Genomic DNA, 26292 nt, shown 5'->3' on the forward strand with positions numbered 1-26292 from the left:
TGTGATAGAGGCTGAGAACACCGGCTGACAGGGGAAATTCATGACGAAAGCTCATAAAGCAACAAGCCAGGCTCAATTTCTGCTCCGACGCAAACTTGCCGTCCAAGGTCTTACTGAGATTCAGTGGAGGGACTTCATTCAGGAGTTGAATCATCATCCGTGCGTCGATTTTGCCGAGCGCAAATCGGAAAATCAGTTGATCGTCACCTTCGACGCCACCCATTGGTCAACCGACGTTCTGATTGAGCTGGTGGGGTCGCACGGAGGTCATTTGAAAGGCGGTTGGTGGGAGCGCAGAAAACTGGCTGGATACCGATTCAGCGATGAAAACCTCCGAGCTAACGCCAACCTTGATCCCTTCTGCTGTTCAAAAATTCCACCGATGAAAAAATAAAAGGAGTTTGAATGAGCAAGGACCCGGATAGAACCTCGCGCTATCAGGAAGGCAGCCTGACGCTGCCAGGAACGGTCATGTTAGGCACCGGTGTCATGATTGGCGCCGGCATATTCGCGCTTACCGGACAAATGGCGCAAATGGCAGGTGCGCTCTTTCCGCTGGCTTTTCTGGCCGCCGCTATCGTCATTTCCTTCAGTTCCTATTCCTATATCAAAATCTCCAATGCTTACCCGTCAGCGGGTGGCATTGGTATGTATCTGCACAAGGCCTACGGCGATCGCTTATCGACGGGGTTCAATGCCTTGCTGATGTATTTCTCGATGGTGATCGCCCAGAGTTTTCTGGCCCGCACGTTTGGGTCTTACACCATGCAGCTGTTCGAAGGTGACGAAGGCGGTCGCATGGTGCCGATACTGGGCGTGTCGCTTATTTTGACGGCATTCATGATCAACCTTCTGGGCAATCGCTGGATTCAGGGCGTTGCCTCGTTCATCGGGATCCTCAAAATTACGGGCATTCTTGTCTTCGGGCTGGTGGGCGTATGGTTGGCCGACAGCCTTGCGGTCGATTTTCCCAGCAGTGGGGAAACCGGCGTTGTTGGCAATTTTCTGGGTGCAACAGCCCTCGGTATTCTGGCCTTCAAAGGTTTTACCACCATCACCAACAGCGGCGCCGAGGTGAAAGACCCGAAGCGTAACGTTGGTCGCGCCATTGTGATCTCCATTGCCGCCTGCGTGGTTATTTACACCCTGGTGGGCTTTGCCGTTGCAAGCAATCTGTCCCTCGCCGAAATCATCGAGACTCGGGATTACTCCCTGGCTGCCGCAGCACGTCCGGCACTGGGTGATTATGGTCTGTGGTTCACTGTGGCGATTGCCATGATGGCGACCGCTGGGGGCATTCTTGCCAGTATCTTTGCGGTTTCCCGCATGCTGGCCATGTTGACTGAGATGAAACTGGTACCCCACAGCCATTTTGGTATGCCGGGCAGTATCCAGAAACACACGCTTGTTTATACCGTGGTGCTGGGCCTGGTTCTGACCGCTTTTTTTGATCTCTCACGGATTGCGGCCCTCGGTATTATCTTTTATCTAATGATGGACATCTCAATTCACTGGGGTGTGCTGCGCTACCTGTATCAGGATGTGAAGGCGAAGAGGTGGGTGCCCGTCGTGGCGATCGGTCTGGATCTGATGGTTTTGGGCGGCTTTGTTTGGGTGAAACTGAACTCTGACCCCTTTGTGATCGGTGTGGCGGTGATCACGATGATTGTTATTGCGGTTGCCGAGCAGATATTCCTGAAGTCTTCAGCAAGAAAGCGAGCGATAGAAAGCGATGAGGCTCACTCACACCACCATTGAGTCTATAGTTTGAAAGGGAGGAAATACCATGATGAACGAGAACATGTTTGGAAACGCCATGTGGGCCGGGCACTGGCTCTGGATGCTGGTGGTTGCGATTGCAGTTGTCATACCGGTCTGGCGAATCTGCCAGCGCGCGGGTTATCCGGGCTGGCTGGGAATTCTGATACTCATTCCGATGGTCAACCTGGCGCTGTTGTATTTCATCGCTTTTGCCGGCTGGCCTGCGGATAAAAACAGGAGCTCAGAATGAGTGAGCATTCATCAAAAGACCCAGTGTGCGGGATGTCGGTCGACCCCCATACCGCAGAGCACCGCAGCGAGCATGCGGGCAAGACCTGGTATTTCTGTTCGTCCGGCTGCAAGTCAAAGTTTAATGACGCTCCGGAAAAGTACCTCGGTGACAAGAGTGAACAAGAAGAGCCGGTAGCTCCTGGCACCATGTTCACCTGTCCGATGCATCCGGAGATCCGCCAGCAAGGCCCGGGCGACTGTCCGATCTGTGGAATGGCGCTAGAGCCGGAAGAAGTAAGCCTTGATGACGGACCCTCCGAAGAACTCACGGACATGACTCGTCGGTTCTGGATCGGTCTGGCCCTGGCGCTTCCTGTTTTTTTGCTTGAAATGGGTGGCCACTTTTTCAAGATTGACCAGATTGTGTCTCCGCAAATCTCCAACTGGATTCAGTTGATTTTGGCCACGCCAGTGGTCGTCTGGTGCGGCGCGCCCTTTTTTGTTCGCGGCTGGAAATCGATCCTCAGCCGAAATCTGAATATGTTCACGCTTATTGCCATTGGCACGGGCGTCTCTCTGACCTACAGCCTGGTAGCGACTTTGGTGCCGCAAATATTCCCGGAGGCCTTCCAGCAGGCGGATGGCTCGGTCGCCGTGTACTTCGAAGCGGCCGCTGTCATCGTGGTGCTCGTTTTGTTGGGTCAGGTGCTGGAGCTTCGCGCCCGGGAGAAAACCTCTGGCGCTATCAAGGCCCTGTTGGACCTTGCCCCGGCGACGGCAAGAAAGCTGAATGATGACGGCAGCGAGTCGGACGTGTCTCTCGATCAGGTCAAAGTCGGCAACCGTTTGCGAGTTCGCCCGGGCGACAAGGTGCCCCTGGATGGCGAGGTGCTCGAAGGCAGCTCCAACGTCGACGAATCCATGGTTACCGGTGAACCCCTGGCTATCAGCAAGAAGACTGGAGATCCGGTCATTGGCGGTAGTATCAATCAGCAGGGCAGTTTCATCATGCGGGCCGACAAAGTCGGGCGTGACACCATGCTGTCCCAGATTGTGCAGATGGTCGCAAGCGCTCAGCGCAGCCGTGCTCCGATTCAGGGGCTGGCAGACAAAGTGGCTGGATGGTTTGTGCCGGCGGTTATTCTCATCGCCGTCATTGCGTTTATTGTCTGGTCGATCTTCGGGCCAACGCCGCCCATGGCCTTTGGTCTCATCGCGGCGGTGAGTGTGTTGATTATTGCCTGTCCGTGCGCTTTGGGTTTGGCGACGCCGATGTCCATCATGGTCGGTGTTGGACGCGGCGCCCAGAGCGGTGTTCTGATCCGGGATGCAGAAGCGTTGGAGCGCATGGAGAAAGTCGACACCGTAGTGTTGGATAAAACCGGCACCCTTACTGAGGGTAAACCCCGGGTGACGAAGCTGGTACCGGCAAACGGTTTCAGCGATGAGGACCTGATGCGCTATGCCGGTGGCCTGGAGAAGGGCAGCGAGCATCCTTTGGCGAATGCCATTCTCGATAAAGCCAAAACTATGGAACTGACCTTGCCGGACGCCAAGGAGTTCGACTCTCCCAACGGAAAAGGTGTCACAGGCAAGATCGATGGCAAAAAGGTTCTGCTTGGCAATCGGTTGCTGATGGAATCAGAAGGCGTCGATACCTCCGCCTTTGAGGAAGAGGCGGACCAGCTTAGAAAGGACGGTGCCACCGTTATTTTTGCCGCAGTGGATGGCGGTGTTTGTGGGTTGCTGGCGATTGCGGACCCGGTCAAGGAGACCACGAGAGCGGCAATAGCCGCTCTGCAAAAGGAAGGCATTCGGGTGGTGATGCTGACCGGAGACAACCGAACCTCCGCCGAAGCTGTGGCGCGCAAACTTCATATTGATGAAGTGGAAGCGGAAGTGCTGCCTGAAGACAAGGGCAAGATCATTCAGCGTCTGAAGGATGAGGGTCACATTGTGGTTATGGCCGGCGATGGCGTGAACGATGCGCCAGCCTTGGCAACCGCAGATGTTGGCATTGCCATGGGTACCGGGACTGACGTGGCCATCGAAAGCGCGGGCATTACACTTTTGCGCGGTGATTTGATGGGCATTGTAGAAGCACGGAAGTTGTCGCGGGCAACCATGCGCAATATCCGACAGAATCTGTTTTTCGCGTTCGTTTACAACGCCGCGGGCGTGCCAATTGCGGCGGGTGTCTTGTACCCGGTTGCCGGCGTCCTACTGTCGCCCATCATTGCCGCTGCGGCCATGTCGCTGTCTTCGGTGAGCGTCATTACGAACGCCCTGCGATTGAGGGTGGTGAAGCTGTCAGACGACTAGGTTGCCGGGTTAGGGGTTCTTGGGTAATGGAGGCGGGTATTCGCGTGACGGAGCTCACGCCGTCCGTGTTATGAGCGCTTGACCCGGGCCAGCATAGCGGCCGCATAATAAAACCGGTGCAGATGTCCTCAACCTGTGTGCTTAACTCTCAGAAACCGAAACGCAATAAATGTCTAAAGGTATTGTTTGGCGACTTGATCCATGTCGGAAACCGCTGGCCCTGTTGGAGGTGCAATGGTTTTTCTAAAGATTTCGCACCGGCCAGGGGCCGCAGCCGTGCTCGCTCTAATGGTCTGGGGTGTAAGCTTCTTTCTGCATTTTTTCTGGGAAATGGCACAAGTACCGTTTTTCCTTGGTATGTCGGAAGCGCGTCACTGGGATGTGGTCTGGCTTTGTACACGTGCGGCCCTAGGAGACGCGAATATAGCCTTGGGCGCTTACACGATGGCGGCATGTCTATCCCGGGATTGGTTCTGGGTGTCGAAATCCTGGAGCCGGTCGACTCTGTTGGTCTATCTTTGTGTCGGGCTGATCGTGACGATCGTTTTTGAGTATTGGGCGACCGGAGACGGGCAGCGGTGGAGCTACAACGAAAAAATGCCCCAACTTGCTGAGACCGGCACAGGAATACTGCCGCTCGCCCAGTGGGTAGTCTTGCCAATGTTGTTGGCCTATTCCACAAGGTGGATGTTTCTTGGGTGGCTGGTTTCGAAGCGCACCGAATGCGAGTAGATCGAGCAAAGCGACAACCACGTTCGCCCAGAACGTTTCTGGAAAGGTCAACGTCGGTGTCTTGACATGGGTCTATGAAGCGCTGCGTAGACACATAATCGAGATAGCGCTTTGCTAGCGTGCGAAAGGTTTTGCCGCCCATGGTCTGCAGAACGAAAATTAAGAAACATGGTCGAGAAGCTCTCGATGTTCTTCAACGTAAGCGTCTGGCTATCATATCTTGATCCATTTGCGGCAACGTGAGGAGTCGAAAGCAATTGCTCGTTATTTTTTTGTAGAGATGAAATGTGGCAAGCCCTGGTAAAGTAGGCAACTGATAGCTTCGCACTAAACGCTGAATCTACAGGTGGTGGTGAGTGGAAAGCGATACTCCGAAGAATTCAAAATCGAGTTAGTAAAGGAGATCACCGAACGCGGTTAATAGGTGACCGATGTTTTCCGTTGACTGGGCATTACCTCGACGAGTCGGGTTCTACCCCGGTTCCACGGATGGTTTTAAAACAGCTGTGGCGATGAGCAGGTTTAAGCCAAATCTAGAAAGATGAGCATTTGAAGGCGGACATTACTTGGTATAAGTGTACTGTGAAACTATTTCCCATATCTGCTGGCGCATTTACAGCTACACTTATATGAAAAGCCGTAAACGAAATCTCATGGAATACTTCGATAACGGCACGAAAAATAAGAGAGCCACGCCATGAAATATCTGAAGTTAATTCCCGTTATCTTTATCCTCATAACCGCGAACGCGTGGTCACAACAATCTGGCGACGCATTTGAAGAATTGATGCACATAAGCCGCGGAGGTCAACTTTACGACAACTGGTGGAAAACTACGGTCGATACACAAAAGCCTGACGCTGATCACCCCTTGTGGAGCGAGCAGAACACTAATAAGCGAGCGGGTTATGCCACATTTCGATGCAAGGAGTGTCATGGGTGGGATTACCAAGGAAAAGATGGCGCGTATGGTAAGGGCTCTCATGCAACTGGATTTCCCGGAATCGAAAATGCGGCTATGAATTTGTCGATAAAGCAGCTTGAAGCATCTCTAAAAGGAGAAACAAACAGACTGCATGATTTCAGCACCTATCTCGCGGCAAATGACATTGCTGATCTCGCTCTTTTTATGAAAAAGGGCTTGGTTGATACCACCAAATTCGTCAATGAAGGCGGGGTTGTGCAAGGCGGTGACACGAGAGCAGGCAGCAGAATTTTCAAAAGTACGTGCGCCCAATCATGTCACGGTGCTGCGGGCACATCTATCAACTTTGGCGATGCCGATGATCCCGAGTTCGTAGGTACAATTGCAGTCGATAATCCATGGGAGTTTATTCACAAAGTCAAGAATGGTCAGCCAGGAACTCGCATGCCTTCTGCAACCATTGATCAATGGAGTGAAATAACCATTCTGGACCTACTAAGTTTTGCGCAAACGCTTCCAAAAGATAAATCTGAAGTGGGTTTATGGCAACGTTTCTGGGGCGGAAAGCATCATCAAGGAATGATGCACCGTAACAACGGGCTTAATAGGGGACGGGGTTTTGGACCAAGTATCGAGTAAGTTTCAAATTCTCGATTGTTAACGTTGTGAAGTCGGTTTTTAATGTGCTTTTTTGACCTAGTGGCCTGATGGAGTGTCTGCTTTCAGAAGCTATTCAGAATGACGACTGTGAGTTGGGGCGGCAGTTCGAGTAGTAATCGGCGAGACATTCGCGCCGCAAACCTAACGTCTGCATGCAGCCGCCACTGGACCCGTCGCCCGAACGTGGGCTCAGCCCGGAACCCGCTGCCGCCTCTAATGCAGCTGATGCCTGATGTTATTTTAAAGAGTATCTCAGATTCCAGAGAGCCCTGAGAGTTCAATGAAATATGTTCGGAGCATAAGTGGAGTCTTCATGGGCAGAGCCTTAGGCGTGCTTCTGGATAGCTTCAATATCTGGTTTTGGGAAAGGTTGGATTATCTGATGTTATCGGTATTTCGATGAAGCGCAGATTTTACTGCGCCTTGGCTGTATCAGCGAATGATTTGGGGTTGGTTGTGGATGTTGCTATTACTGCTTCCCTTGTGGAAAATTCGAACAGCATTAAGAGGTATGGTGGCTAGTATGTTCCCTTCTGTAATGGTGCTATTTGTTGTTTTTCCTTCGATGAATAAAGTTTTTTGGGTTTGGAGTTTGGCAGAGCTATGCCAACTGTAGTGATTAGCTTGAATTTCATCTATGGGATATTTGCGCCGCATTGGTATGTGGCAACTTGCTCGGGCCAATATCAAAAATAATAAGCCAGGCCAGCAGGCGGGTTACATGGGCTGATCATCAACCCTTGCCAGTAAAAGCCGGCTTCCAGTTATGAGGCCAAAGCTCGTCAATGGCGCTGTTCTTCTGCGTCGGTAGCCTCGTCAGCAGGTCCTTCAGATAGGCATAGGAATCGTGCCTATTGAGCTTTGCGGACTGGATAAGCGTCATCACCGCAGCAGCACGTTGGCCAGTTCTCAACGAACCCGCGAACAGCCAGTTGGAACGGCCAAGCGCCGCAGGTGGTGGAGGATCAGGTTACCTATCCGCTCACCACTGCCATGCTGTCGGTGCCGGGGTCCAAGACAATGCGAGGTTTTTCCTTCTTTGGGGATTCCTACGTCTACGGTATTTTCGACGACAAGACGGATATCTACTGGGCTCGCAGCCGCGTGATGGAACACCTGAGTCAGGTTGCTCCTTCGTTGCCTGAAAACGCTCGTCCGCAATTAGGGCCGGATGCAACCGCGTAGGCTGGGTGTACCTCTATGCATTGGAAGACCGCACCGGTAAGAATGATTTGAGCCAATTGCGTTCCTTGCAGGACTGGTTCCTTAAATATGAATTACAAACCGTTCCGGGCGTCTCTGAAGTTGCGGCGTCAGTCGTGGAAATGGCCGAGGCTGAATACATGGTCCGGGCTAAAGGCTACATTCAAAGCATAGAGGATCTGGAAGTGATCCCCCTAGGTGTTAACCAAAACGGCACTCCGCTACTGCTCAAAGATGTTGCTGATATTGGTATTGGTCCACAAATGCGTCGGGGTGTTGCTGAGCTCGACAGTGAGGGAGAGCTTGTGGGTGGCGTCGTTGTGATGCGCTTTGGCGAAAACGCACAGACAACCATCAATGGAGTCAAAGCCAAGCTGGAGTCGTTAAAGAAAAGTTTGCCTGATGGAGTGGAGGTGGTCGCCGTTATCAGTTTGCCTGTCGGTATCCTAACGGCATTTATTATCATGCATTGGCAAGGTCTTAACGCCAACATCATGTCTCTTGCAGGAATAGCGATCGCCATAGGTGCCATGGTTGATGGGGCGATCGTTATGATTGAAAACATGCACAAGCATATGGAAAGGACACCTTTAACGGACGAAAATCGCTGGCAGGTCGTTGCAACTGCAGCGTCAGAAGTTGGCCCCGCGCTTTTCTTCAGTCTGCTTATTACCACCGTTAGTTTTTTGCCGGTGTTCGCGCTAGAGGCACAAGAGGGCCGAATGTTCTCGCCTTTAGCCTTCACCAAAACCTATGCCATGGCTGCTTCCGCGATATTGGCTATAACCCTGGTGCCAGTACTGATGGGCTACTTCATCCGTGGCAAGGTGATACCGGAACGCAAGAACCCGCTTAATCGATTGCTGGCTCCTGTCTATATGCCTGCGCTGCGCGGTGTACTGCGTTTCCCAAAGACAACCCTGGTTGGTGCTGTTTTGGTACTAGCTATAGGCGCATGGCCGCTGAATAAAATCGGTAGTGAGTTCATTCCGGATCTGGATGAAGGCGACTTGATGTACATGCCTACCACCTACCCGGGCGTATCTACTGATGTAGCACGCCAAATTTTGCAACAGACCAACAAGCTGATTCGCACAGTACCTGAAGTTGTCACCGTGTTCGGTAAAGTCGGTAGAGCAGAAATGGCAACGGACCCGGCACCACTGAGTATGATTGAAACCTTTATTCAGCTGAAGCCTAAGAGCGAATGGCACGAGGGAATGACCACGGCCAAGCTCAAGCAGGAACTGGATCAATTAGTGAGGTTACCCGGTGTAACCAATGCTTGGGTGATGCCAATCAAAACGCGTATTGACATGCTCGCGACGGGCATTAAAACGCCCGTGGGAATTAAAGTTGCGGGGCCGGATCTGAATATCATTCAGGGGATCGGCCAACAGTTAGAGAAGGTGCTGAAGGATGTTGAGGGTACCGCATCGGTATATTCCGAACGCGTTGCGGGTGGTTGTTATATCAAAGTTGATATTCAGCGAGAAAAAGCAGCCCGTTATGGTCTCAATATCGGAGATATTCAGGAAATTCTAGCGTCAGCCGTTGGAGGAATGAATGTTTCCAGCACGGTTGAGGGGTTAGAGCGCTATCTCATCAATGTTCGCTATCCGCAGGACTATCGGGATTCCCCCAAAAAATTGGAGTTATTGCCCATTGTGACCCCCGCGGGCCTGAGGATTGCTCTCGGTGATGTGGCCAATATCTTCGTCGAAAACGGTCCCCCTATGCTGAAAAGTGAAAATGTGAGGCTCAATGGCTGGACCTATATTGATCTTGCAGGTGAAGATCTTGACCGCTATGTCGAAAATGCTCAACAAGTGGTCGCTGAACAGGTAGGACTCCCCCCTGGTTATTCGTTGAACTGGTCTGGTCACTATGAATACATGCTGCGCGCCAAAGAAAAGCTTACCTACGTAGTTCCTCTAACCCTCGCCATTATTGTTGTGCTGTTATTCCTTAACTTTCGTAATTTTATCTATATGGCCATGATTATGGGCACCTTGCCGCTGGCCTTAGTGGGTAGTATTTGGCTGATGTATTGGTAAGGCTTTAACTTTTCGGTGGCGGTGGTGGTGGGAGTGGAATTTATTGCCTTAGCCGGAGTAGCGGTCAAAATCGGCGTCATTATGCTGGTGTATCTCAATCAATCCTGGCAACAGACGATTGACCGTTGCCATGCTCAAGGACTTGAGCTTCGCGAAGAAACGTTACGCCATGCGGTGCTTCATGGTGCGGGAATGCGGGTACGCCCCGTGCTGATGACAGCTGCGACCATTATTTTTGGCCTCTTACCTATTTTGTACGGCACAGGCACTGGCTCTGAAATAATGAGCCGGATAGCCGCGCCGATGGTGGGCGGTATGGTGAGTGCTGTGGTGCTCACACTGTTGGTGCTACCGGCCATTTATTTCATGTGAAAGCGGAGCTCGCTTGCAAAAAATACAGCACCTACAGACGAAAGATCTTAAATTTTTTAAACTAAAATGAAAGGTGAATTGTGATGAAAAAGATCCAAACATTAGTAACCATTGTGGCTTTAGCCGCATCGTCCTCAGTCCTTGCACATTCAACGATGGAAGGCACATTTCCACAGGATGGTGCAATGGTGATGGAGCCAACCAGGCATGTCGAAGTGAATTTTGACATGCCTATGAAATTGATTAATCTAAAGGTGATCGGTGCTGATGGAACACCTGTTGCCGTCGACTATGAACGCGCTAAAGAAGCAGGCACCCATTTCAAGGGGATGACACCCGTATTGCTGCCCGGCAACTACACCGTGCACTGGAAAGCGGTGGGCGATGATGGCCACATGATGGATGGAACGTTTGGCTTTATGCAGCATTAATAGCGGATGTATTCGTTAACTCGGGCCAACGGTGTTTAAGATGGGACTGGAACTAACCTCTTGGGAATTCTCGACCCTGATAACCCGTTGGCTTTTGTATGCCGGTGTGGCCGGGTCTGTTGGCGGGGTTTGCAGCCTCTATCTTTTAAAAGCGCACAGAGGACTGCAAGGCGCTTTGTTGAAATACGCGCTCTTTGCGGTTTTATTGGCTATTACCAGTGCTTTCGGGCACTTTTTTGTACGAGTGGGCGCTGTCCTTGAGGAGGGAGTTTCTGGCATGTTTGAGCCAGATATCGTTTCGATTATATGGAACTCTGCGATTGGAGAAGCGTTACTGATAAGAGTTCTCGGGCTGCTTCTGCTGCTGGTTGCACTGGTTTTTTTGTGGCGCAAAAGAAGATTGACCGGTACTTGGGTTGAACCGGGTGCGAGGGTCGCATGGCTGGGGTTTTCTGGGTTATTACTCACGGCAGCCTCGTATACCGAGGCGGGTCACGCGGTTTCGCAGTCGTGGATTTTTCAACTTGTGCTTGTGGTACATCTATCGTTAACAGCTTGGTGGATGGGTACCTTGTATCCTTTGTGGTTAGCGTGCCACCGTTTAGCTTCTGCTGAAGCACATGCGGTGCTGCATCGCTTTGGACAGTTTGCGGTCGTTGCTGTTTTATTAGTGGTTTTGGCAGGTCTATTTTTATCTTACCAACTGACGGCCTGGAACAATTTGTTTACAAGCAGTTATGGTTTGTTTTTGATCACTAAACTGATCTTTTTTCTACTGCTGCTAGGGCTGGCAGCTTTACACAAATTCGTTCTTGTGCCGCAGTTGTTATCTTCGCAAAATGCTAGTCGGTTAAAAAAATCGCTGCTTATCGAAAAATTTATCGGTGCCGGAATATATTCCATCACGACAGTGCTGACGACACTCGTGGGTCCGATGATGTGATGTAATCCAGTTAGAGTAGGTCATGTGTGAGTCGTGCCCGACCGAGCCCATCTAAAGTCGACAGGCCCGGCCGTGACAGCGATCATTCAGATTACTGTTATCACATCGCTCTTTTTAGCTCACCGTAGTCACCATCAGTGCGAAGCACCAGTGTGATGTCATTATCGTTGCGATTGCGGAAGAACCAACCGTGGTTGCCGTTAAACGCAGCTTTCAGCTCGCCTTGATCTTCCGGGACATCCCGGCCTTTTTCATAGGAAATGGACCGCCCGCCACCATCACCGTGGGTGTCGAAGTTGACAGGGCCGCCTTCAGATACCCAGGCGAATCGGGCTACGGCTCCTTTCTGCATAGTAAGCTTAAACTCTGTGCCTTCACCCGGGGTGAGAACAACACGGACCTCGTCCTGCCATTCGGGTTCAGCGGCCATTGTCGGGGCAGGTTGCTCCACTTTTGGCGCGACCTCAGGCTCAACTTCAACAGCTTTGGATGCCTCGAAAACAAGCTCAGCGGGTTCTGAAACAGCCTTGTTGATGGAGGGTTGCACCGCCACCATCTGCGCAGCCTCGTCGGCGGCTGCTTCTTCCACGAGTTGTATCTTGATTTCACCCATCTCCGTCAAACCTAGCAGGCGACCAGCGCCGGTAGGGTCAAGAGCGTACTCGGAAGGCATCACCACGGTTACCAGCAGAACCAGCGCTACGATGGCGGCAATGATGGTGGATCGAATCAGCTGTGCCGAGCTGGGTAGTTCACTACGTAGGGGCATATCGGTGTTGTACATAAAAGATCTCCAGAATTAAGCGACGAAATAACCGGTGAGCTGATAGCCGAAGAGCAGGAAGCCGGCGCTCATAATGGCCACGTTGGCGGTATAGGCATGGCGGAAAAAACCGTCGGTTTTACGCCAGTAGCTCATAACGATGAGAATCATCGCCAAGGCCAGAAGCTGGCCGATTTCCACGCCCACGTTGAACGCAAGCAGGTTCGGTATCAGCCCATCCGGGGAGATGTCGTACTCAATGATTTTCGTCGACAGGCCAAAGCCATGGAAAAAGCCGAAGATCAAGGTGGTGGCTTTGGTGTTGGGTTGGAAGCCGAACCAGCGCTGATACGCGCCCACGTTATCCAGTGCTTTGTACACCACTGAGAGCCCGATGATGGCGTCAATGATGTAGCTGTTGATGCCTACGTTGAAGTACACGCCCAACAGCATGGTGGTGGAATGCCCCAAGGCAAAGAGGCTTACGTAGATTGCGATGTGCTGCATGCGGTAAAGGAAGAAAATGACTCCCAGAAGAAACAGCAGATGGTCATAACCGGTGACCATGTGTTTGGCCCCGAGATAGATGAATGCAATGAGGTTTACCCCGGATATTTCCTGGATGTACCCCTTGTCTCCCTGGGCAATGGCATGGGCCAGCACCTCGGCGCTCATTCCGAGCAACCCCAGTGTGAGAAACACCCAGATCAGACGGCGACCGCCGGCGGCTGTGCGCGCACGCCAACGGCCGTCAAGTAACGTTGACAACATAACAACTCCAATAATTTCGTTTAAAAAGCTGCAGTGCAGCGAGGCTTAAACAATCAGAGAAGTTTTTGGCGGGCGTTCGAGCCGGAAACGAAAGGTGCGGGGAGAATCTCCGGCGTAGGGTATAGGCAGTCGGAGCGAGATTGAGTAACCAGTGAGGAGGCGGGTCGTCAGGCGATCTGCGGATTCATGGCTGTGATTGCCCGCGTCGTGGTGAGGGTGACTGTTTGACTTTTCGTCAACATCGTCATGATTGTGAGACTGGCCATCGTGACCCTCGGAAACAAACGCACTTAGCTCTGCGACACCGTGAGACGACACTCCGCCAACGACCGAGAGCGTCATTCCAGCCAGCGCAAGCAGCAGGGCAAGAAGCGGAATCAAATTTTTACGGTGGGTGGCCGTCACCATAGATGTCAGTTCTTTAGTCAGGCTATTGAATTAATTCAGTGAGAGAGGATAGCATCCTCCCTTAGGGGATAGGAATTAAATACGGTGAATGATCAACCGCACCACTCGCATCTGCAAATCGTCAAGCGCCTGAAGCGGGCTCAAGGTCATCTGGGCAGCGTGATAGGGATGATTGAGGCAGGGCGATCCTGCCTGGAACTGGCGCTGCAGATTCATGCCGTTGAAAAAGCCATTCAACAGGCAAAGCGGGTGTTGGTACAGGGCCATATCGAGCACTGCCGGGATGATGCGATTGGCCCACTGGAACCGGAACAGAAAAGCCGTGTTGATGAGTTCAAAGCCATTGCCCGTTATCTTTGAACGTTGTTGAATCATGATTGATAGTCTGAAACACCGAACGTATTGGTACCTGTTCTTCGCTTGCTAGTTGCTCTGCGGAGAATCGGGAACTGGAGCGGTTTGAGTTCAGAGGATTTTCAATTGGCCTGGATAATCACAAAATACGCTATTACAGCTCTGCTGGTGGTTCTGATCCCAGAAGTGGCCAAACGCAGTGATAAGTTGGGCGCACTGATTGCGGCGTTGCCGATAGTAACGGTCTTAGCCATGATCTGGCTTTACCTGGAGGGCCAACCAGCCGAAAAGATCAGCAACCACGCCTTGTATACCTTCTGGTATGTTCTGCCCACGTTACCGATGTTCCTGGTTTTCCGTTCCTTCTGCCTCGTCTCGGCTCCTGGGGTGCTCTTGCGGCAAGTGCCATTATCGCTGTGGTGTGTTTTAGCGTTCTCGCTGCGGTAGTTAAGCGATTTGACATTATCTTGCTATAGCCATGAAGCTTCAGGTGAATGTGCGGTCGCGGAAGTGTATTCATCTCTTTGCCACTTGATTTACAAGTCGGTTGTGTTAGATTTGGCGCTCTTTGGGGAGTAGCCTGCTTCCGGTATTCGGAAGAGTTCGTGTCAACATACCTGGCCAAATGCCATGGTGCGAACACCTCTCGGTTGGCGAGACCATCGATATATCCATGCCTGATGGTCGGGCGTGTGGATATGTCGTGGACTCAACGCCCGGCCGGAGAACATCGAATGAACCCCATAGCCCTTCTTTTTTTGGCTCTTTCAATGTCTACTGATGCGTTTGCAGTAGCCATATGCAAGGGCGCAAGCCTTAGAAGTCCCCGGTTCTTCGAAGCGTTAAGAATGGGCCTTATTTTTGGATTAATTGAGGCCATCACTCCCCTTATCGGTTGGTTAATCGGTAATATCGCCGCGTCTTATGTGGATGTTTGGGGTCACTGGATAGCGTTCGCGTTATTGGTGGCTCTTGGCTTACACATGCTCTATGAAGGCCTGCATCCATGTAGGGAAGAGATAGAACAACCCGCCAGACATTCTTTTCTTAAGATTGCTTTGACCGCATTTGGCACCAGTATTGATGCGATGGCAGTGGGTGCAGGCCTGGCATTTGTAGAGGTGAACATATTTCTGGCCGCTGGGCTCATTGGCTTGGCCACAACGGTAATGGTTACGTTAGGCGTCATGCTGGGACGAGTCGTGGGTTCACTGTTCGGTCAGAAGGCTGAAATTATGGGCGGTCTGACACTGATTGCCGTTGGTGTGTGGATCTTGTCAGGCAATCTTTAACTCTCACCAATTGATCTATCTCATGCCCTTGGGTGGCAATGCCATTAGGAATGCGATGGGCAAGTTTCGACTTCCACTGTCACGTGTACGAGCGACGAATGGCCGGTTTGGATTCGGTCACGGTAATGGCCGGGAGACTGCGGATAGTGGGCAACGATCGCGACAATCGCGGCGTACAGATTGGGGCCAATCGACCAGACATGGAGATCACTCACACGCGTGTCGTCACATTCCACCGCGCGTTTGATGTCCTGGACGATACTTTCTTGCTGTTCGTCGAGTAATACGCTCGCAGTGGTCTGCAGTAGGCCCCAAGACCAGCGGGTGATGAGTATGGCTCCAACAATGCCCATAACCGGGTCCATCCAATTCCATCCCGCATATTTGCCGGCAAGCAGGGCGATAATGGCCAAGAGAGAGGTGAGCGCGTCGGCCAGAACATGGAAATAGGCCGCTTGGCGATTATGATCGTGGTGGCTGTGGTGATGGTGGCTGCGTGACTCATCTTCCTGATGGGCGTGGCTGTGATTATGATCGTCGCCAAGAAGCCAGGCCGATACGCCATTTACGATCAAACCTATAACCGCAACAAAAATAGCTCCGTTGAACGAAATGACAACCGGATTCATAAAGCGGTCGACGCTTTCAATCACCATAAAAAGTGCGAATCCAGCTAAAAGTAGGGCACCGGTGAATCCTCCCAGTGCATTCACTTTGCCGGTACCAAAACTGAAGCGGGCGTTAGTGGCGTTTTTTCTGGCGTACGCGTATGCGAACGCAGCGATGCCCAGCGCCGTCGCATGCGAGCCCATGTGCAGGCCGTCGGCAAGCAGTGCCATGGAGCCATAGACCAGGCCGGCTGCAATTTCCCAGACCATCATCACCAGAGTCAGTCCGACGACGATTATTGTGCGCTTTTCACCAGACCGTTTCTGGTCTTGCCCAAAAGCGTGGTCATGGTGCCATTCTGAAATATCTTTTTCATGCATACGTCCGCGTCCTAATAATAGGTTTCGTTGAGTAAGGCTCCACGGCGCCTGACTTTCATTTCGATTAAACCGGCGTTCGCTCTAGCGTTTGAAGTGTTTCGAGCAGCGCCGAATAGCCGACATTTCTTATTGGCGAACGCGTTTACTTGAGGTAGGTGCGAATGACGTCCATCAGTTCATTGGCACCCTGGTTGCGCTCGGCGTCGCTTGTGATATTGGGATTGGCGACATGCATTTTCATATGGTCTTCCATGACTTCGGCCATAAGACCATTTGTGGCACCGCGGACGGCGGCGATCTGATGTAACACCTCAGCGCAGCCTTTATCTGTATCAAGGGCTCGTTCTAACGCTTCAACCTGGCCGCGTATACGGCGCACACGGCCCAGCAACTTGGCTTTGTTATGTGTGATATGGCTCATGGGTGACTAGTCAAAATTATAGGGTAGGGGGGTATAGTATAATAGACGACGGAAAAGAGCTATAAATGTAAGTTAGCAATGAAACGATGAACAACAGTTCGAGGGACGACGCACTGATTTTCGGATGCCAAGTTAACTATCAGCTGACTTCTTCGCCCAGGCCGTATGACGTAGACAAGGTTGGGCTCCCGATAAAGAGAGCAACGGCTCAGCCAAAAAGCCAGTACGTCGTAGCTGTCCTGGCGGGGCATAAGGCAAGAACCAGCCATGCTAAGTGAGGCATGGCTGGATATGTTTATTACGATTTCTGGTGTCTGGTGTCTTGAGCACGCAGCTGTTCTGCATGATTTGAACCCGATGAATTCGAGTGATTTTTATATTCAGCTTTATCTATTTTCATGTGTATTTCTTTATGCTGCGTATGCAGCATTTTAGGGCTAACGGTCTCGACTGTTTTATTTGGATAGCTTCGCGCCTCGTTAACGCGATCCGCTAAACCAGAGTTGGCATTTGCGGTCATTGAGAACAAGGCTGTAATTGCAGTCGCGATAATGATATTTTTCATGTTGAACTCCTTGCTTTGAATTGCTGTTCGTTAAAACGTAATTCAGATTTATTTCAGGTTTATATGTTTTTCTGCTCATCTCACAAGGTGTCACCAGCGCGAATTAAATAGTGCTAACGACCCTTGAGCTTTTTCGAATCAATCTAACCCGAGGAGTTATCCTGCGGTGTTTTTTTGATCCTGCTCCAATGCTCGGTGGAAGGCTCTACCTTTTTCCGTTATCATATCAACCCGAGCTTCCATACCACCTTCAGACATTCCGTTGCGTGTCATTTCTCTATGAAGGCGTTGCATGTCCTTATTCTTGAGCACCTCGGTATGTTTTGCTTCTTTATTCATGCCGCTGTGCATCGAATTCATGTTGTTGTGCATTGATTTCATATTGCTGTGCATTGAGCTCATATCGCCTTGCATCGAAGCGCTGCTCATAGTGTCTTGCTGCATGTTGCCGGCAAAAACTCCAGTAGATAAAGTAATTGCGGCTAAAAATAAAATGGGTGCTTTCATGATGTACCTCCTGGTTGGTTGATGGAAAGATTTAACCATCTCTTCCTGAACTCACCCTGAAATAAGTAATAAAATAAAAGTAATAATTTTATTGATATTTACCAGTAGATAATATCGATTGACTCAGATCAAAATTACACAATATGTTTTGAAATTTCAGGCTGAGTTCAGATAGCACTTCTATGATTCTTCGCTGCGCACTAATTCAGTGGAGAATAGAACTTGAATGATTTTGTTCGTGTATATAAAAAAGTGGTAATAGGTGTCTTGCTTTTAACGAGTCTTGGTGTTTCTGCTGAACCGACACTTGCCCTTGAAGACGCCATTGATATTGCCATTCGAGGCGATCCATGGTCAGCCCAAAGCATTTATCTGCAACGGGCGCTTCTTGATGAATCCGTTGCAGCAGGTGCCTTACCAGATCCACGCATTACGTTGGGCGCCGCAAACCTTCCCACTGATACCTTCGATACTGGCCAAGAGGGCATGACACAAGCCACTATTGGCCTCAGCCAACGATTTCCTCGTGGTGATAGTCGGTCTCTCGCCCGCGATAGAAAGCAAGAGCTCGCGGGATCCCAGTCGTTTCAGCGGGAGAATCGACAGGAGTTGGTGGTTAGATCGGTAACCTACCTGTGGCTTGAGCTTTGGAAAGCGCAAGAGAGCATTCGAATAATTGACAACAATCGGGGCCTTTTTGAGCAGCTGGCAGACGTTGCTGAAGCCGGGTACACCTCTACGATGACCGGTTCGCGGCAGCAGGACATCATTCGTGGATCTCTTGAATTAACCCGCCTTGATGACCGCTTAACGGGGCTTCACTTGCAGTTGGAAACCGCTCAGGAAGAGCTGGGAGAGTGGGTAGGTGCTGATACGTTTCGTTTACGGGTAAGCGAGCATATCCCCTCTAATCTGTTAGCCAAGCTTGTTAATACGCTGTCTTATACCAACTCCAACTCCGCGATCACTCACTCCTCAATTCGGGCCACGGACCAGTTGATTGATGCTGGGTCTATCGACATTGAGTTGGCTCGTCAGGCTTACAAGCCTGAATGGACCGTATCGGCGCAGTATGGATATCGGGACCAAATTACGGGCGGGCAAGACCGGGCGGATCTCTTTTCAGTCGGGATTGGGTTTGACCTGCCTTTTTTTACCGGCAATCGCCAGGACCGCACCGTAAGCGCGGCAATCGCGCGGGTGGAAGCAGCGAAGTCTGATCGAATACTGCAGGTTCGGCGACTAACAGCCGAAGCGCGTGCTGCGGCTGCCCGAATTAACCGGCTCGATGATCGCATTATGCTTTACCAGCAAACGCTGCTTCCGCAAATAGCGGAGCAGGCGGGTGCAGCTCTCTCCGCTTACAACAACGATGATGGCGATTTTGCCGAAGCGGTACGTGCGCGCATCGCGGAGCTCAACGCACAGGTTGATTTTATCAAGATGACGGCTGAGCGTGCCAAAAACGTGGCGAACTTTCGCTATCTCACCGCTGACACCTCTGACTCCCCCTCGTTTTCACTGAAAAATTCTCAGGATTAACACTCATGGCAAATGTTATTCGCCCATTGGGCTTTCTGTTGTTAGGTGGCGTGGCCGGAGCCGCAGCAACCTATTGGTTTGCCCCCGACACATCAAAGGATTCGGTGGTCGAGGTCACGAGTAGTGCCAGTAAAGAACCCGTGCATTGGGTAGCGCCCATGGACCCCAATTTTAAGAGTGATAAACCGGGTAAATCGCCCATGGGAATGGATCTGGTTCCTGTCTATGCCGAAAGTGGGTCGGGTGACGACGCCCCAGGCACGGTTCGTATTTCACCCAGCGTGGTTAATAACTTGGGCGTGAGAACGGGCCCGGTCACTCAGGGGCGACTGCCGAATAACATAACAACGGTGGGATACGTTCAGTACAGCGAAGACGATATGGCTCATGTCCACCCTCGGGTTGAGGGTTGGATCGAGAAGCTTTATGTGAAGGCAGCGGGCGAAGCGGTCGAGAAGGGCAAGCCTCTGTATACACTCTACTCACCCACATTGGTCAACGCTCAGGATGAATTAGTCCTCGCTTTAAACCGCGGTAATGAGCGTTTGATCAATGCCGCCAAGGAACGACTCGCGGCCCTCAATGTGCCGGAAAGCGCCATACGACAGCTGACCAAAACCCGCGAAACACGGCGTACGTTAACAGTGTATGCGCCCACCTCTGGTGTTATCGACAACCTCAATGTTCGCGAAGGTATGTTTATCAAGCCAGGGGATCGAGTCCTCTCCATTGCAGCACTGGATGAGGTGTGGGTTATTGGCGAAGTATTTGAGCGTCAGTTGGCGACGGTTGCACCCAAAAGTCGCGTGGTGATGACGCTGGACTACCTGCCTGGGCGTCAATGGACGGGCGAGGTGGATTATGTGTACCCGGAAGTGAATTCCAAAACTCGTACGGCGCGGGTGAGAATGCGTTTTGACAACGCCGATGGCACCTTGCTGCCCGGCATGTTTGTAGAGTTAAACATTCAGGGCCCAAGGGCAGAACGGCAACTGCTGGTGCCTCGCGAATCGGTTATTCGAACGGGCCAGAGCGATCGATTGGTGCTGGCATTGGGTTCAGGCGTATTCAAGTCCGTTAATGTGGATGTTGGACGGGTAGGTGACCAGTACGCTGAAATTCTCGGCGGTGTCGTGCCGGGCGATACGGTGGTCACATCGGCCCAGTTCTTGATTGATTCCGAATCCAGTAAGACCTCCGATTTTCAACGCATGTCGAACATGGCGGCCAGTACGATAGATCACGGCGAGATGGTCCACGAGACTATGGATCGTGAGGGAACCAAATGATGATTACATCCATTATTCATTGGTCCATCCGAAACCGTTTTTTGGTGTTGCTGGCGAGCCTATTAATATCAGGGCTGGGCCTTTACTCACTCAGTAAAACCCCGGTCGATGCGCTTCCGGACCTGTCCGATGTGCAAGTTATCATCAAAACCAGTTTCCCGGGGCAAGCACCGCAAGTCGTAGAAGACCAAGTCACCTATCCCCTGACAACAGCCATGCTGTCGGTTCCCGGTGCGGAAACCGTGCGTGGCTATTCGTTTTTTGGGGACTCTTACGTTTACGTGATTTTCGATGAAGATACCGATATGTATTGGGCGCGTTCCAGAGTTCTGGAGTACCTGTCGCAAGTGGCACCCAACCTGCCAGATTCAGCGAGGCCGCAATTAGGGCCGGACGCCACCGGTGTTGGCTGGGTTTATCTTTATGCATTGGTTGATCGCACAGGGCAAAACGACCTGAGTCAGTTGCGCAGCCTGCAGGACTGGTTTCTGAAGTACGAATTACAAACGGTGCCCGGGGTATCGGAGGTGGCTGCGCTCGGTGGCATGGTGAAGCAATATCAGGTCAAGGTCAGCCCGGAAAAGCTCCGCGCCCTGGGAATTCCCCTGTCGCTTATCCAAACAGCGATTCAGCAGGGTAACCAGGAAGTCGGAGCGTCGGTCATCGAAATGGCCGAAGCAGAATACATGGTGCGTACCTCCGGCTACATTGAATCCCGAGAGGACCTGATGGTGATTCCGCTGGGTCTGGATGTAAACGGCACACCGATTCTGCTCAAAGATGTGGCCAGTGTCGAAGTGGGGCCACAGATGAGGCGCGGTATTGCCGAACTTAACGGGGAAGGTGAAACCGTTGGTGGCATCGTGGTGATGCGATTTGGTGAAAATGCCCAGGAAACGATTAATGGCGTCAAGGCCAAGTTGGGCGAACTCCAATCGAGTCTGCCTGATGGCGTTGAAGTAGTTACGGTTTACGACCGTTCTGGCCTGATTGAACGCGCCGTCGACAATCTCTTTTTTAAGCTGCTGGAAGAGTTTCTGGTCGTCGGCCTGGTGTGTATTGTCTTTCTGTTTCACGTCCGCTCTTCGTTGGTGGCTATTATCAGCTTACCTGTGGGCATTTTGATGGCTTTTACCGTCATGTACTGGCAAGGCATTAACGCCAACATTATGTCTCTCGGCGGCATCGCTATTGCTATCGGCGCCATGATCGATGGGGCCATCGTTATGATAGAGAACATGCACAAGCATATGGAGCGAACGCCACTCACACCCGAGAACCGATGGGAGATTGTCGCCAAGTCTGCCTCTGAAGTTGGCCCCGCGCTGTTTTTCTCGCTGTTGATCATTACGGTCAGTTTCTTGCCCGTGTTTGCGCTTGAAGCGCAGGAAGGGCGAATGTTTGCACCACTGGCGTTCACCAAAACCTACGCCATGGCGGCCAGCGCGTTCCTTGCTGTGACGTTGGTTCCGGTACTGATGGGCTACTTTATTCGGGGTAACGTGTTGCCCGAGCACAAAAATCCCCTCAATCGGGTGTTGGTTGGTGCCTATATGCCGGTCTTGAAGTTGGTGCTCAGGTTTCCCCTGTCGACGGTGTTGGCTGCCCTACTGGTATTGGCTGTCGGCCTGTGGCCTGCAACAAAAATCGGTAGCGAATTCATACCCCCGCTGGACGAAGGGGATTTGATGTACATGCCAACGACCTATCCTGGAATCTCAATCGGCAAGGCACGTCAGTTACTTCAGCAGACGGACAAATTGATTGCGACGGTGCCGGAAGTGGAGACCGTGTTCGGCAAAGTAGGGCGTGCGGATACGGCAACCGATCCAGCACCTTTAACCATGATAGAAACCTTCATTCAGCTCAAACCCCGCGATCAGTGGCGCGAGGGCATGACCACGGACAAGCTCAAAGAGGAACTCAACACACTGATTCAATTTCCTGGTGTCACCAATGCCTGGGTAATGCCGATCATCACCCGCATTGACATGCTGGCAACGGGTATAAAAACACCCGTGGGCATTAAAATCGCCGGCCCGGATCTTAAAACCATCGAGGATGTTGGAAAACGTCTGGAGGAAATTCTGGCAGACGTGCCCGGCACGGCTTCGGTTTATTCAGAGCGCGTAGCAGGCGGTCGGTATATCAAAGTGGACATCAACCGCGAGCGTGCTGCCCGTTATGGTCTGAATATCGCGGACGTACAGCAAGTGATTGCCACCGCAATCGGTGGAATTAATGTCTCCAAAACTATCGAGGGTCTTGAGCGTTACCCCATTAACCTGCGTTATCCGGAAGACTATCGGGATTCTCCCGAAAAACTGGAACAGCTGCCTATCGTGACGGTTTCAGGCCAGCGGATTGCGCTTGCCGATGTCGCCGATATCCGGATAGAAGATGGGCCGCCGGCGATCAAAAGTGAAAACGCTCGCCTTAACGGCTGGTCCTTTGTGGATATAGAGGATGTAGACGTGGGCACTTACGTTGAACAGGCGATGGCGGTCGTGCAGGCAGAATTAGACCTGCCGGCGGGTTACTCCATCGCCTGGTCGGGCCAATATGAATACATGCTTCGCGCTAAAGAAAAGCTGACCTACGTGGTTCCGTTGACACTGGCGATTATCATCATCCTGCTGTTTCTGAACTTCAGGAGCTTTGCGGAAGTGGGCATCATCATGGGTACGCTTCCGTTCGCAATGATCGGAGCTGTTTGGCTGATGTATCTGTTGGGTTATAACTTCTCGGTCGCGGTTGGCGTTGGTTTTATTGCATTGGCGGGCGTAGCGGTGGAGATTGGTGTCATTATGCTTGTGTACCTCAACCAGTCCTATCAGGCGATGCTTGAAACCTGCGAACAGAAAGGCCTGACGCCCAGGCGGGAAACGCTCCGTCATGCGGTGCTTCACGGTGCCGGTATGCGAGTGCGGCCGGTGATGATGACCGCGGCCGCCATCATCGGTGGTCTGATTCCCATTATGGTCGGCACCGGAACAGGTTCCGAGGTAATGGGTCGAATTGCAGCGCCTATGGTGGGCGGCATGCTCACCGCGGTCATTTTGGCGCTATTGGTGATTCCCGTCTTGTTCTATTTATGGAGGCGCAAACCGCTCTTAAACTAGAGTTTTGGTAAAGTGCAGGAGCTCAGAGTTACTGGGCTCTTGCGCTTTTTTTCCTGAAGCGATGCAAAGAACCATTCACTCTGCTTTGTGTGCCAACCTAAGCACGAACCAACTGATTTTGAGTTAACATAGAAATCGGGGCGCTCTAAGATACCGTCAGGCCAAAACGGATACCTGCAAACGCGGGGAGCTAGGTCCCCTGTGAAGGCGTGAGAAGTTTTACTTAAACCAGCTTGCCCAGTGGCATCGAGAATTTGCCACCTAGGGCCTTGCACGCGAGGGACTGCGGCGATCAGGTAACCGAAAGGAAGCTGGAGAATAGGGTAGGTACTCAGTCGAGCTGGGCGCCATCACGATTGAGTCGATCCCGAATGGCCCGGCCGTCGATTTCCCGCGGCGCAACACCATCGAGGGCCGATGTGGCCGCGGCGTGGCCGATAGCATGCCCATAGGAGAAACATTGGGCCGTTACCCGGGCCGACGCCATGGCTTCGTGCTCGGCTGAAAGGCAGCGGCCAGCCGCAAGCAACCCTTCACCGCGTTTTGGTACGAAGCACTCGTACGCCACTTCGTAGTTGTCCTCGAGTAACCAATGAAGCTGGGGCCGATCTCCGCTGTGCAACTCAATTGGCCAGGGGGAACGGGCAATACGGTCGTCTTGACCCCAAATAGGCCCTAGTGATTCTTCAGATTTCCCGTCACGAGAAACCTAGAAGTTTATCCGGCAGCCAGAGCACCAGGTTCGGAAAATACATGACAAGAATCAGAGTCAGTACCTGTAGGCCAATAAAAGGCAGCACACCTTTGTACATCTGTACCGTAGTAACTGACTTAGGGGTGATACCGCGAAGATAGAAGATCGCCGGCGCCATCGGGGGGGTAAGGTAGCTGGTCTGGATCACGATAAGGAACAGGATGCAGAACCAGACCGGGTCAAAGCCCATACTCACCATGATAGGCGTGAACATGGGGATCATGATCAGTATCACGGAGATCCAGTCCAGGAATGCTCCACCCACGAATGCCATTAGCAGCACGACTCCCAATAGACCCCAGGGGCTCAGGTTGGAGGCGCCAACAAGTTCTTCGGTAAGAATTACACCACCCGAACCGATAAATATCCCGGTGAGCATGCTTCCAGCCAGCAGAATAGTCATGATCATCGCGGTGATCCGCAGGGTCTTCAGAAACGCTTGGTGGAGAACAGTTAGGCTGAACTGGCCGTAGAAAATAGTTAGCAGCACCGCGCCTGCCGCACCTAGGGCTGCAGCTTCGGTCGGGGAAGCCAAACCGAGCATTATGGAACCCAGTACTGCGAAAACCATTAGCATGGGGGGCACTAAAGCGGTGGCAGTGATTCGGAGCTTCTCGGACAGGGGTAGCTCAGGTTCGTCACCAGCGTGAATAACGGGGCCTGCTGACGGCTGTATGATGCAGCGTATGACTATGTATGCCATGTATAAACTAGCCATAATCAGACCAGGAAAAATCATCCCTAGCAGCAAGTCACCCACTGACACTTGGGCCAACGGCCCCATGATGACCACGACCACGGAGGGCGGAATCATGGTGCCAAGGCTACCGCCGGCGCAGATAGTGCCGGCCATTAATCCGTTGTCGTACTTGTACTTCATCATGATAGGAACTGCCAACAGCCCCACCACTACTTCGGTCGCGCCTATGACGCCCGTTGAGGCCGCGAAAACGATGCACATCAGAATAGTGCCGAGAGCCAGGCCGCCTGGAACACGGCGAGTCCATAAATGCATGGCTTCGAACAGGCGCTTGGCGATGCCTGCGCGCTCTAGCATGCAGCCCATGAAAACAAACAGTGTTACCGCGGCGAGTACGTAGTTTGAAGCCACGTCGCTAATCTTCTCGATAAACTGGTGGATTAACGCCTGGTCGAACACCATGTAACCGAAGACGGTTGCAGTGAACATCATCGCGAAAGCCACCGGTACACCGACCAGAAGCAGTGCAAAGAGTAGGGGGAACATATATAAGGGAAACAGCGACATGGGCTAGGGGGTCTCCGCTTGATGAGTGAAAATATCATCGGCCACGTCGGGGGAATCGTGTTCGACGCCGTTTCGCAGAATCTGGATGGCTCTGATTAACTCGGCCAGTGCCTGCAGCGCGAGGGCCAGAAAGCCTAGGGCGAAGGACACTCTGAAAGGCCAGATAGGTGGATTCCAGGCGGACATTCCGGTTGTCTCGCGGCTTAGAAATGCGTTAATAGCGTACTCATAAAGACCATAAGTCAGCCAGGCGCAGATCGGTATGACGATCACCACATAAGTAAGGATGTCTACAATGGCCCGGACTCTTGGCGTGAAATGCTGGTAGAAAATCTCTATGCGAATATGTGAACGCTCGCGCAAGGCATAAGCCATTCCAAGCAAAAAATTTGCGCCGGTTAGCATATACCCTAGCTCGAAAGCCCAGATAGTAGGCGTATTAAAGACATAGCGTGCGATGACTTCGTAGCAGCTTGCCAGCACTAGCGGAGCTACAAGCCAAGCGCCAACAACTCCCGTCGAGCCGATAATCCGATCGATCAGATTAAGGATGGCTTGCATAAGAACCTCGTGTTTCGGGCAAAAAAAAGGCTGCTGGGGGTGCGACACAG

23 protein-coding genes, 3 pseudogenes and 1 riboswitch are annotated in these 26292 nt (G+C 51.9%); of the genes and pseudogenes, 15 read left to right on the forward strand and 11 right to left on the reverse strand.

All coding sequences use genetic code 11. From position 1 onward, the window contains the following. Positions 1–40: 40 nt before the first annotated feature. The 6 genes from MRBBS_RS08405 (at position 41) to MRBBS_RS08430 (ending at position 6610) form a co-directional block, all read left to right on the forward strand. Positions 41–394, forward strand: coding sequence for a hypothetical protein (locus MRBBS_RS08405; RefSeq protein ID WP_041635175.1), 354 nt, complete (start codon positions 41–43; stop codon positions 392–394). An 11-nt stretch (positions 395–405) separates the two neighbouring features. Continuing rightward, positions 406–1758 (forward strand): APC family permease, encoded by a 1353-nt coding sequence (locus MRBBS_RS08410; RefSeq protein WP_014871041.1) that lies wholly within the window; start codon positions 406–408, stop codon positions 1756–1758. 28 nt (positions 1759–1786) lie between these two features. Next, entirely contained in the window at positions 1787–2011 is a 225-nt protein-coding gene (locus MRBBS_RS08415; RefSeq protein ID WP_014871042.1) for a hypothetical protein, read from the forward strand. Continuing rightward, a complete protein-coding gene (locus tag MRBBS_RS08420; protein ID WP_014871043.1) occupies positions 2008–4314 on the forward strand; it encodes a heavy metal translocating P-type ATPase in 2307 nt (768 codons plus the stop codon). The genes MRBBS_RS08415 and MRBBS_RS08420 overlap by 4 nt, the downstream gene beginning before the upstream one ends. A gap of 201 nt (positions 4315–4515) precedes the next feature. Further along, on the forward strand, positions 4516–5046 hold the full coding sequence (locus MRBBS_RS08425) for a hypothetical protein (RefSeq protein WP_227497604.1): 531 nt from the start codon (positions 4516–4518) through the stop codon (positions 5044–5046). A gap of 697 nt (positions 5047–5743) precedes the next feature. Next, positions 5744–6610, forward strand: a complete 867-nt coding sequence (locus tag MRBBS_RS08430) for a c-type cytochrome (RefSeq protein ID WP_014871044.1) — start codon at positions 5744–5746, stop codon at positions 6608–6610. 754 nt (positions 6611–7364) lie between these two features. Here the strand turns inward: MRBBS_RS08430 and MRBBS_RS18930 are convergent. Beyond that, positions 7365–7586 (reverse strand): annotated as a pseudogene (locus tag MRBBS_RS18930) (transposase domain-containing protein); the annotation flags it as partial. Here MRBBS_RS18930 and MRBBS_RS08435 point away from each other — a divergent pair. The 3 genes and pseudogenes from MRBBS_RS08435 to MRBBS_RS08445 form a co-directional block, all read left to right on the forward strand. Next, positions 7562–10263: pseudogene (locus MRBBS_RS08435) on the forward strand (efflux RND transporter permease subunit); the annotation flags it as partial. The pseudogenes MRBBS_RS18930 and MRBBS_RS08435 overlap by 25 nt on opposite strands. Before the next feature lie 83 nt (positions 10264–10346). Next, positions 10347–10694 carry a copper resistance protein CopC gene (locus MRBBS_RS08440; RefSeq protein ID WP_041635176.1) on the forward strand — a complete coding sequence of 116 codons (348 nt, stop codon included), beginning with the start codon at positions 10347–10349 and terminating at the stop codon, positions 10692–10694. A gap of 40 nt (positions 10695–10734) precedes the next feature. Further along, the gene (locus tag MRBBS_RS08445; RefSeq protein WP_014871050.1) at positions 10735–11637 is read left to right on the forward strand and encodes a CopD family protein; all 903 of its coding nucleotides are present in this window, start codon (positions 10735–10737) and stop codon (positions 11635–11637) included. A 100-nt stretch (positions 11638–11737) separates the two neighbouring features. Here the strand turns inward: MRBBS_RS08445 and MRBBS_RS08450 are convergent, their stop codons facing one another. Genes MRBBS_RS08450 through MRBBS_RS08460 form a run of 3 tightly spaced genes read right to left on the reverse strand, consistent with a single transcriptional unit; the run spans position 11738 to position 13579 of the window. After that, the gene (locus MRBBS_RS08450) at positions 11738–12421 is read right to left on the reverse strand and encodes a hypothetical protein (protein ID WP_014871051.1); all 684 of its coding nucleotides are present in this window, start codon (positions 12419–12421) and stop codon (positions 11738–11740) included. 15 nt (positions 12422–12436) lie between these two features. Continuing rightward, a complete protein-coding gene (locus tag MRBBS_RS08455; protein ID WP_014871052.1) occupies positions 12437–13171 on the reverse strand; it encodes a HupE/UreJ family protein in 735 nt (244 codons plus the stop codon). Between the two features lie 45 nt (positions 13172–13216). After that, positions 13217–13579: a hypothetical protein gene (locus MRBBS_RS08460; protein WP_014871053.1), complete on the reverse strand. Its 363-nt coding sequence runs from the start codon at positions 13577–13579 to the stop codon at positions 13217–13219. Between the two features lie 84 nt (positions 13580–13663). Between MRBBS_RS08460 and MRBBS_RS08465 the strand changes: the two genes are divergently transcribed. The 3 genes and pseudogenes from MRBBS_RS08465 (at position 13664) to MRBBS_RS08475 (ending at position 15225) form a co-directional block, all read left to right on the forward strand. After that, positions 13664–13939, forward strand: a complete 276-nt coding sequence (locus MRBBS_RS08465) for a metal-sensing transcriptional repressor (protein ID WP_041635177.1) — start codon at positions 13664–13666, stop codon at positions 13937–13939. Between the two features lie 120 nt (positions 13940–14059). Next, positions 14060–14409 (forward strand): annotated as a pseudogene (locus MRBBS_RS08470) (DUF3147 family protein). A gap of 82 nt (positions 14410–14491) precedes the next feature. After that, positions 14492–14664: riboswitch (yybP-ykoY riboswitch) on the forward strand. Between the two features lie 3 nt (positions 14665–14667). Then, complete coding sequence (locus tag MRBBS_RS08475; RefSeq protein ID WP_041635178.1) at positions 14668–15225, forward strand: manganese efflux pump MntP family protein; 558 nt, start codon at positions 14668–14670, stop codon at positions 15223–15225. 44 nt (positions 15226–15269) lie between these two features. Here the strand turns inward: MRBBS_RS08475 and dmeF are convergent, their stop codons facing one another. From dmeF to MRBBS_RS08500, 4 genes are all read right to left on the reverse strand, one after another. Beyond that, positions 15270–16214 (reverse strand): CDF family Co(II)/Ni(II) efflux transporter DmeF, encoded by a 945-nt coding sequence (gene dmeF / locus MRBBS_RS08480; protein WP_014871058.1) that lies wholly within the window; start codon positions 16212–16214, stop codon positions 15270–15272. Between the two features lie 142 nt (positions 16215–16356). Next, on the reverse strand, positions 16357–16635 hold the full coding sequence (locus MRBBS_RS08485) for a metal/formaldehyde-sensitive transcriptional repressor (protein ID WP_041635179.1): 279 nt from the start codon (positions 16633–16635) through the stop codon (positions 16357–16359). 298 nt (positions 16636–16933) lie between these two features. Then, positions 16934–17200: a hypothetical protein gene (locus MRBBS_RS08495; protein WP_014871060.1), complete on the reverse strand. Its 267-nt coding sequence runs from the start codon at positions 17198–17200 to the stop codon at positions 16934–16936. A 156-nt stretch (positions 17201–17356) separates the two neighbouring features. Beyond that, positions 17357–17707, reverse strand: coding sequence for a hypothetical protein (locus MRBBS_RS08500; RefSeq protein WP_014871061.1), 351 nt, complete (start codon positions 17705–17707; stop codon positions 17357–17359). Positions 17708–17929: 222 nt separating this feature from the next. Here MRBBS_RS08500 and MRBBS_RS08505 point away from each other — a divergent pair, with 222 nt between their 5' ends. From MRBBS_RS08505 to MRBBS_RS08515, 3 genes are read left to right on the forward strand one after another with little or no spacing between them, the layout of a single operon-like run. Beyond that, complete coding sequence (locus MRBBS_RS08505) at positions 17930–19249, forward strand: TolC family protein (RefSeq protein WP_014871062.1); 1320 nt, start codon at positions 17930–17932, stop codon at positions 19247–19249. Between the two features lie 5 nt (positions 19250–19254). After that, positions 19255–20538 (forward strand): efflux RND transporter periplasmic adaptor subunit, encoded by a 1284-nt coding sequence (locus MRBBS_RS08510; RefSeq protein WP_014871063.1) that lies wholly within the window; start codon positions 19255–19257, stop codon positions 20536–20538. Then, a complete protein-coding gene (locus tag MRBBS_RS08515; RefSeq protein ID WP_041635181.1) occupies positions 20538–23660 on the forward strand; it encodes an efflux RND transporter permease subunit in 3123 nt (1040 codons plus the stop codon). The genes MRBBS_RS08510 and MRBBS_RS08515 overlap by 1 nt, the downstream gene beginning before the upstream one ends. 331 nt (positions 23661–23991) lie before the next feature. On the opposite strand, the gene MRBBS_RS08520 is transcribed toward MRBBS_RS08515, so the two are convergent. From MRBBS_RS08520 to MRBBS_RS08530, 3 genes are read right to left on the reverse strand one after another with little or no spacing between them, the layout of a single operon-like run. Beyond that, a complete protein-coding gene (locus MRBBS_RS08520; RefSeq protein WP_083847018.1) occupies positions 23992–24330 on the reverse strand; it encodes an FAD-dependent oxidoreductase in 339 nt (112 codons plus the stop codon). A gap of 28 nt (positions 24331–24358) precedes the next feature. Then, on the reverse strand, positions 24359–25681 hold the full coding sequence (locus tag MRBBS_RS08525; protein WP_014871066.1) for a TRAP transporter large permease: 1323 nt from the start codon (positions 25679–25681) through the stop codon (positions 24359–24361). A gap of 3 nt (positions 25682–25684) precedes the next feature. Next, entirely contained in the window at positions 25685–26242 is a 558-nt protein-coding gene (locus MRBBS_RS08530; RefSeq protein ID WP_014871067.1) for a TRAP transporter small permease subunit, read from the reverse strand. Positions 26243–26292 lie beyond the last annotated feature (50 nt).

Source organism: Marinobacter sp. BSs20148, assembly GCF_000283275.1.
Classification (GTDB): domain Bacteria; phylum Pseudomonadota; class Gammaproteobacteria; order Pseudomonadales; family Oleiphilaceae; genus Marinobacter; species Marinobacter psychrophilus.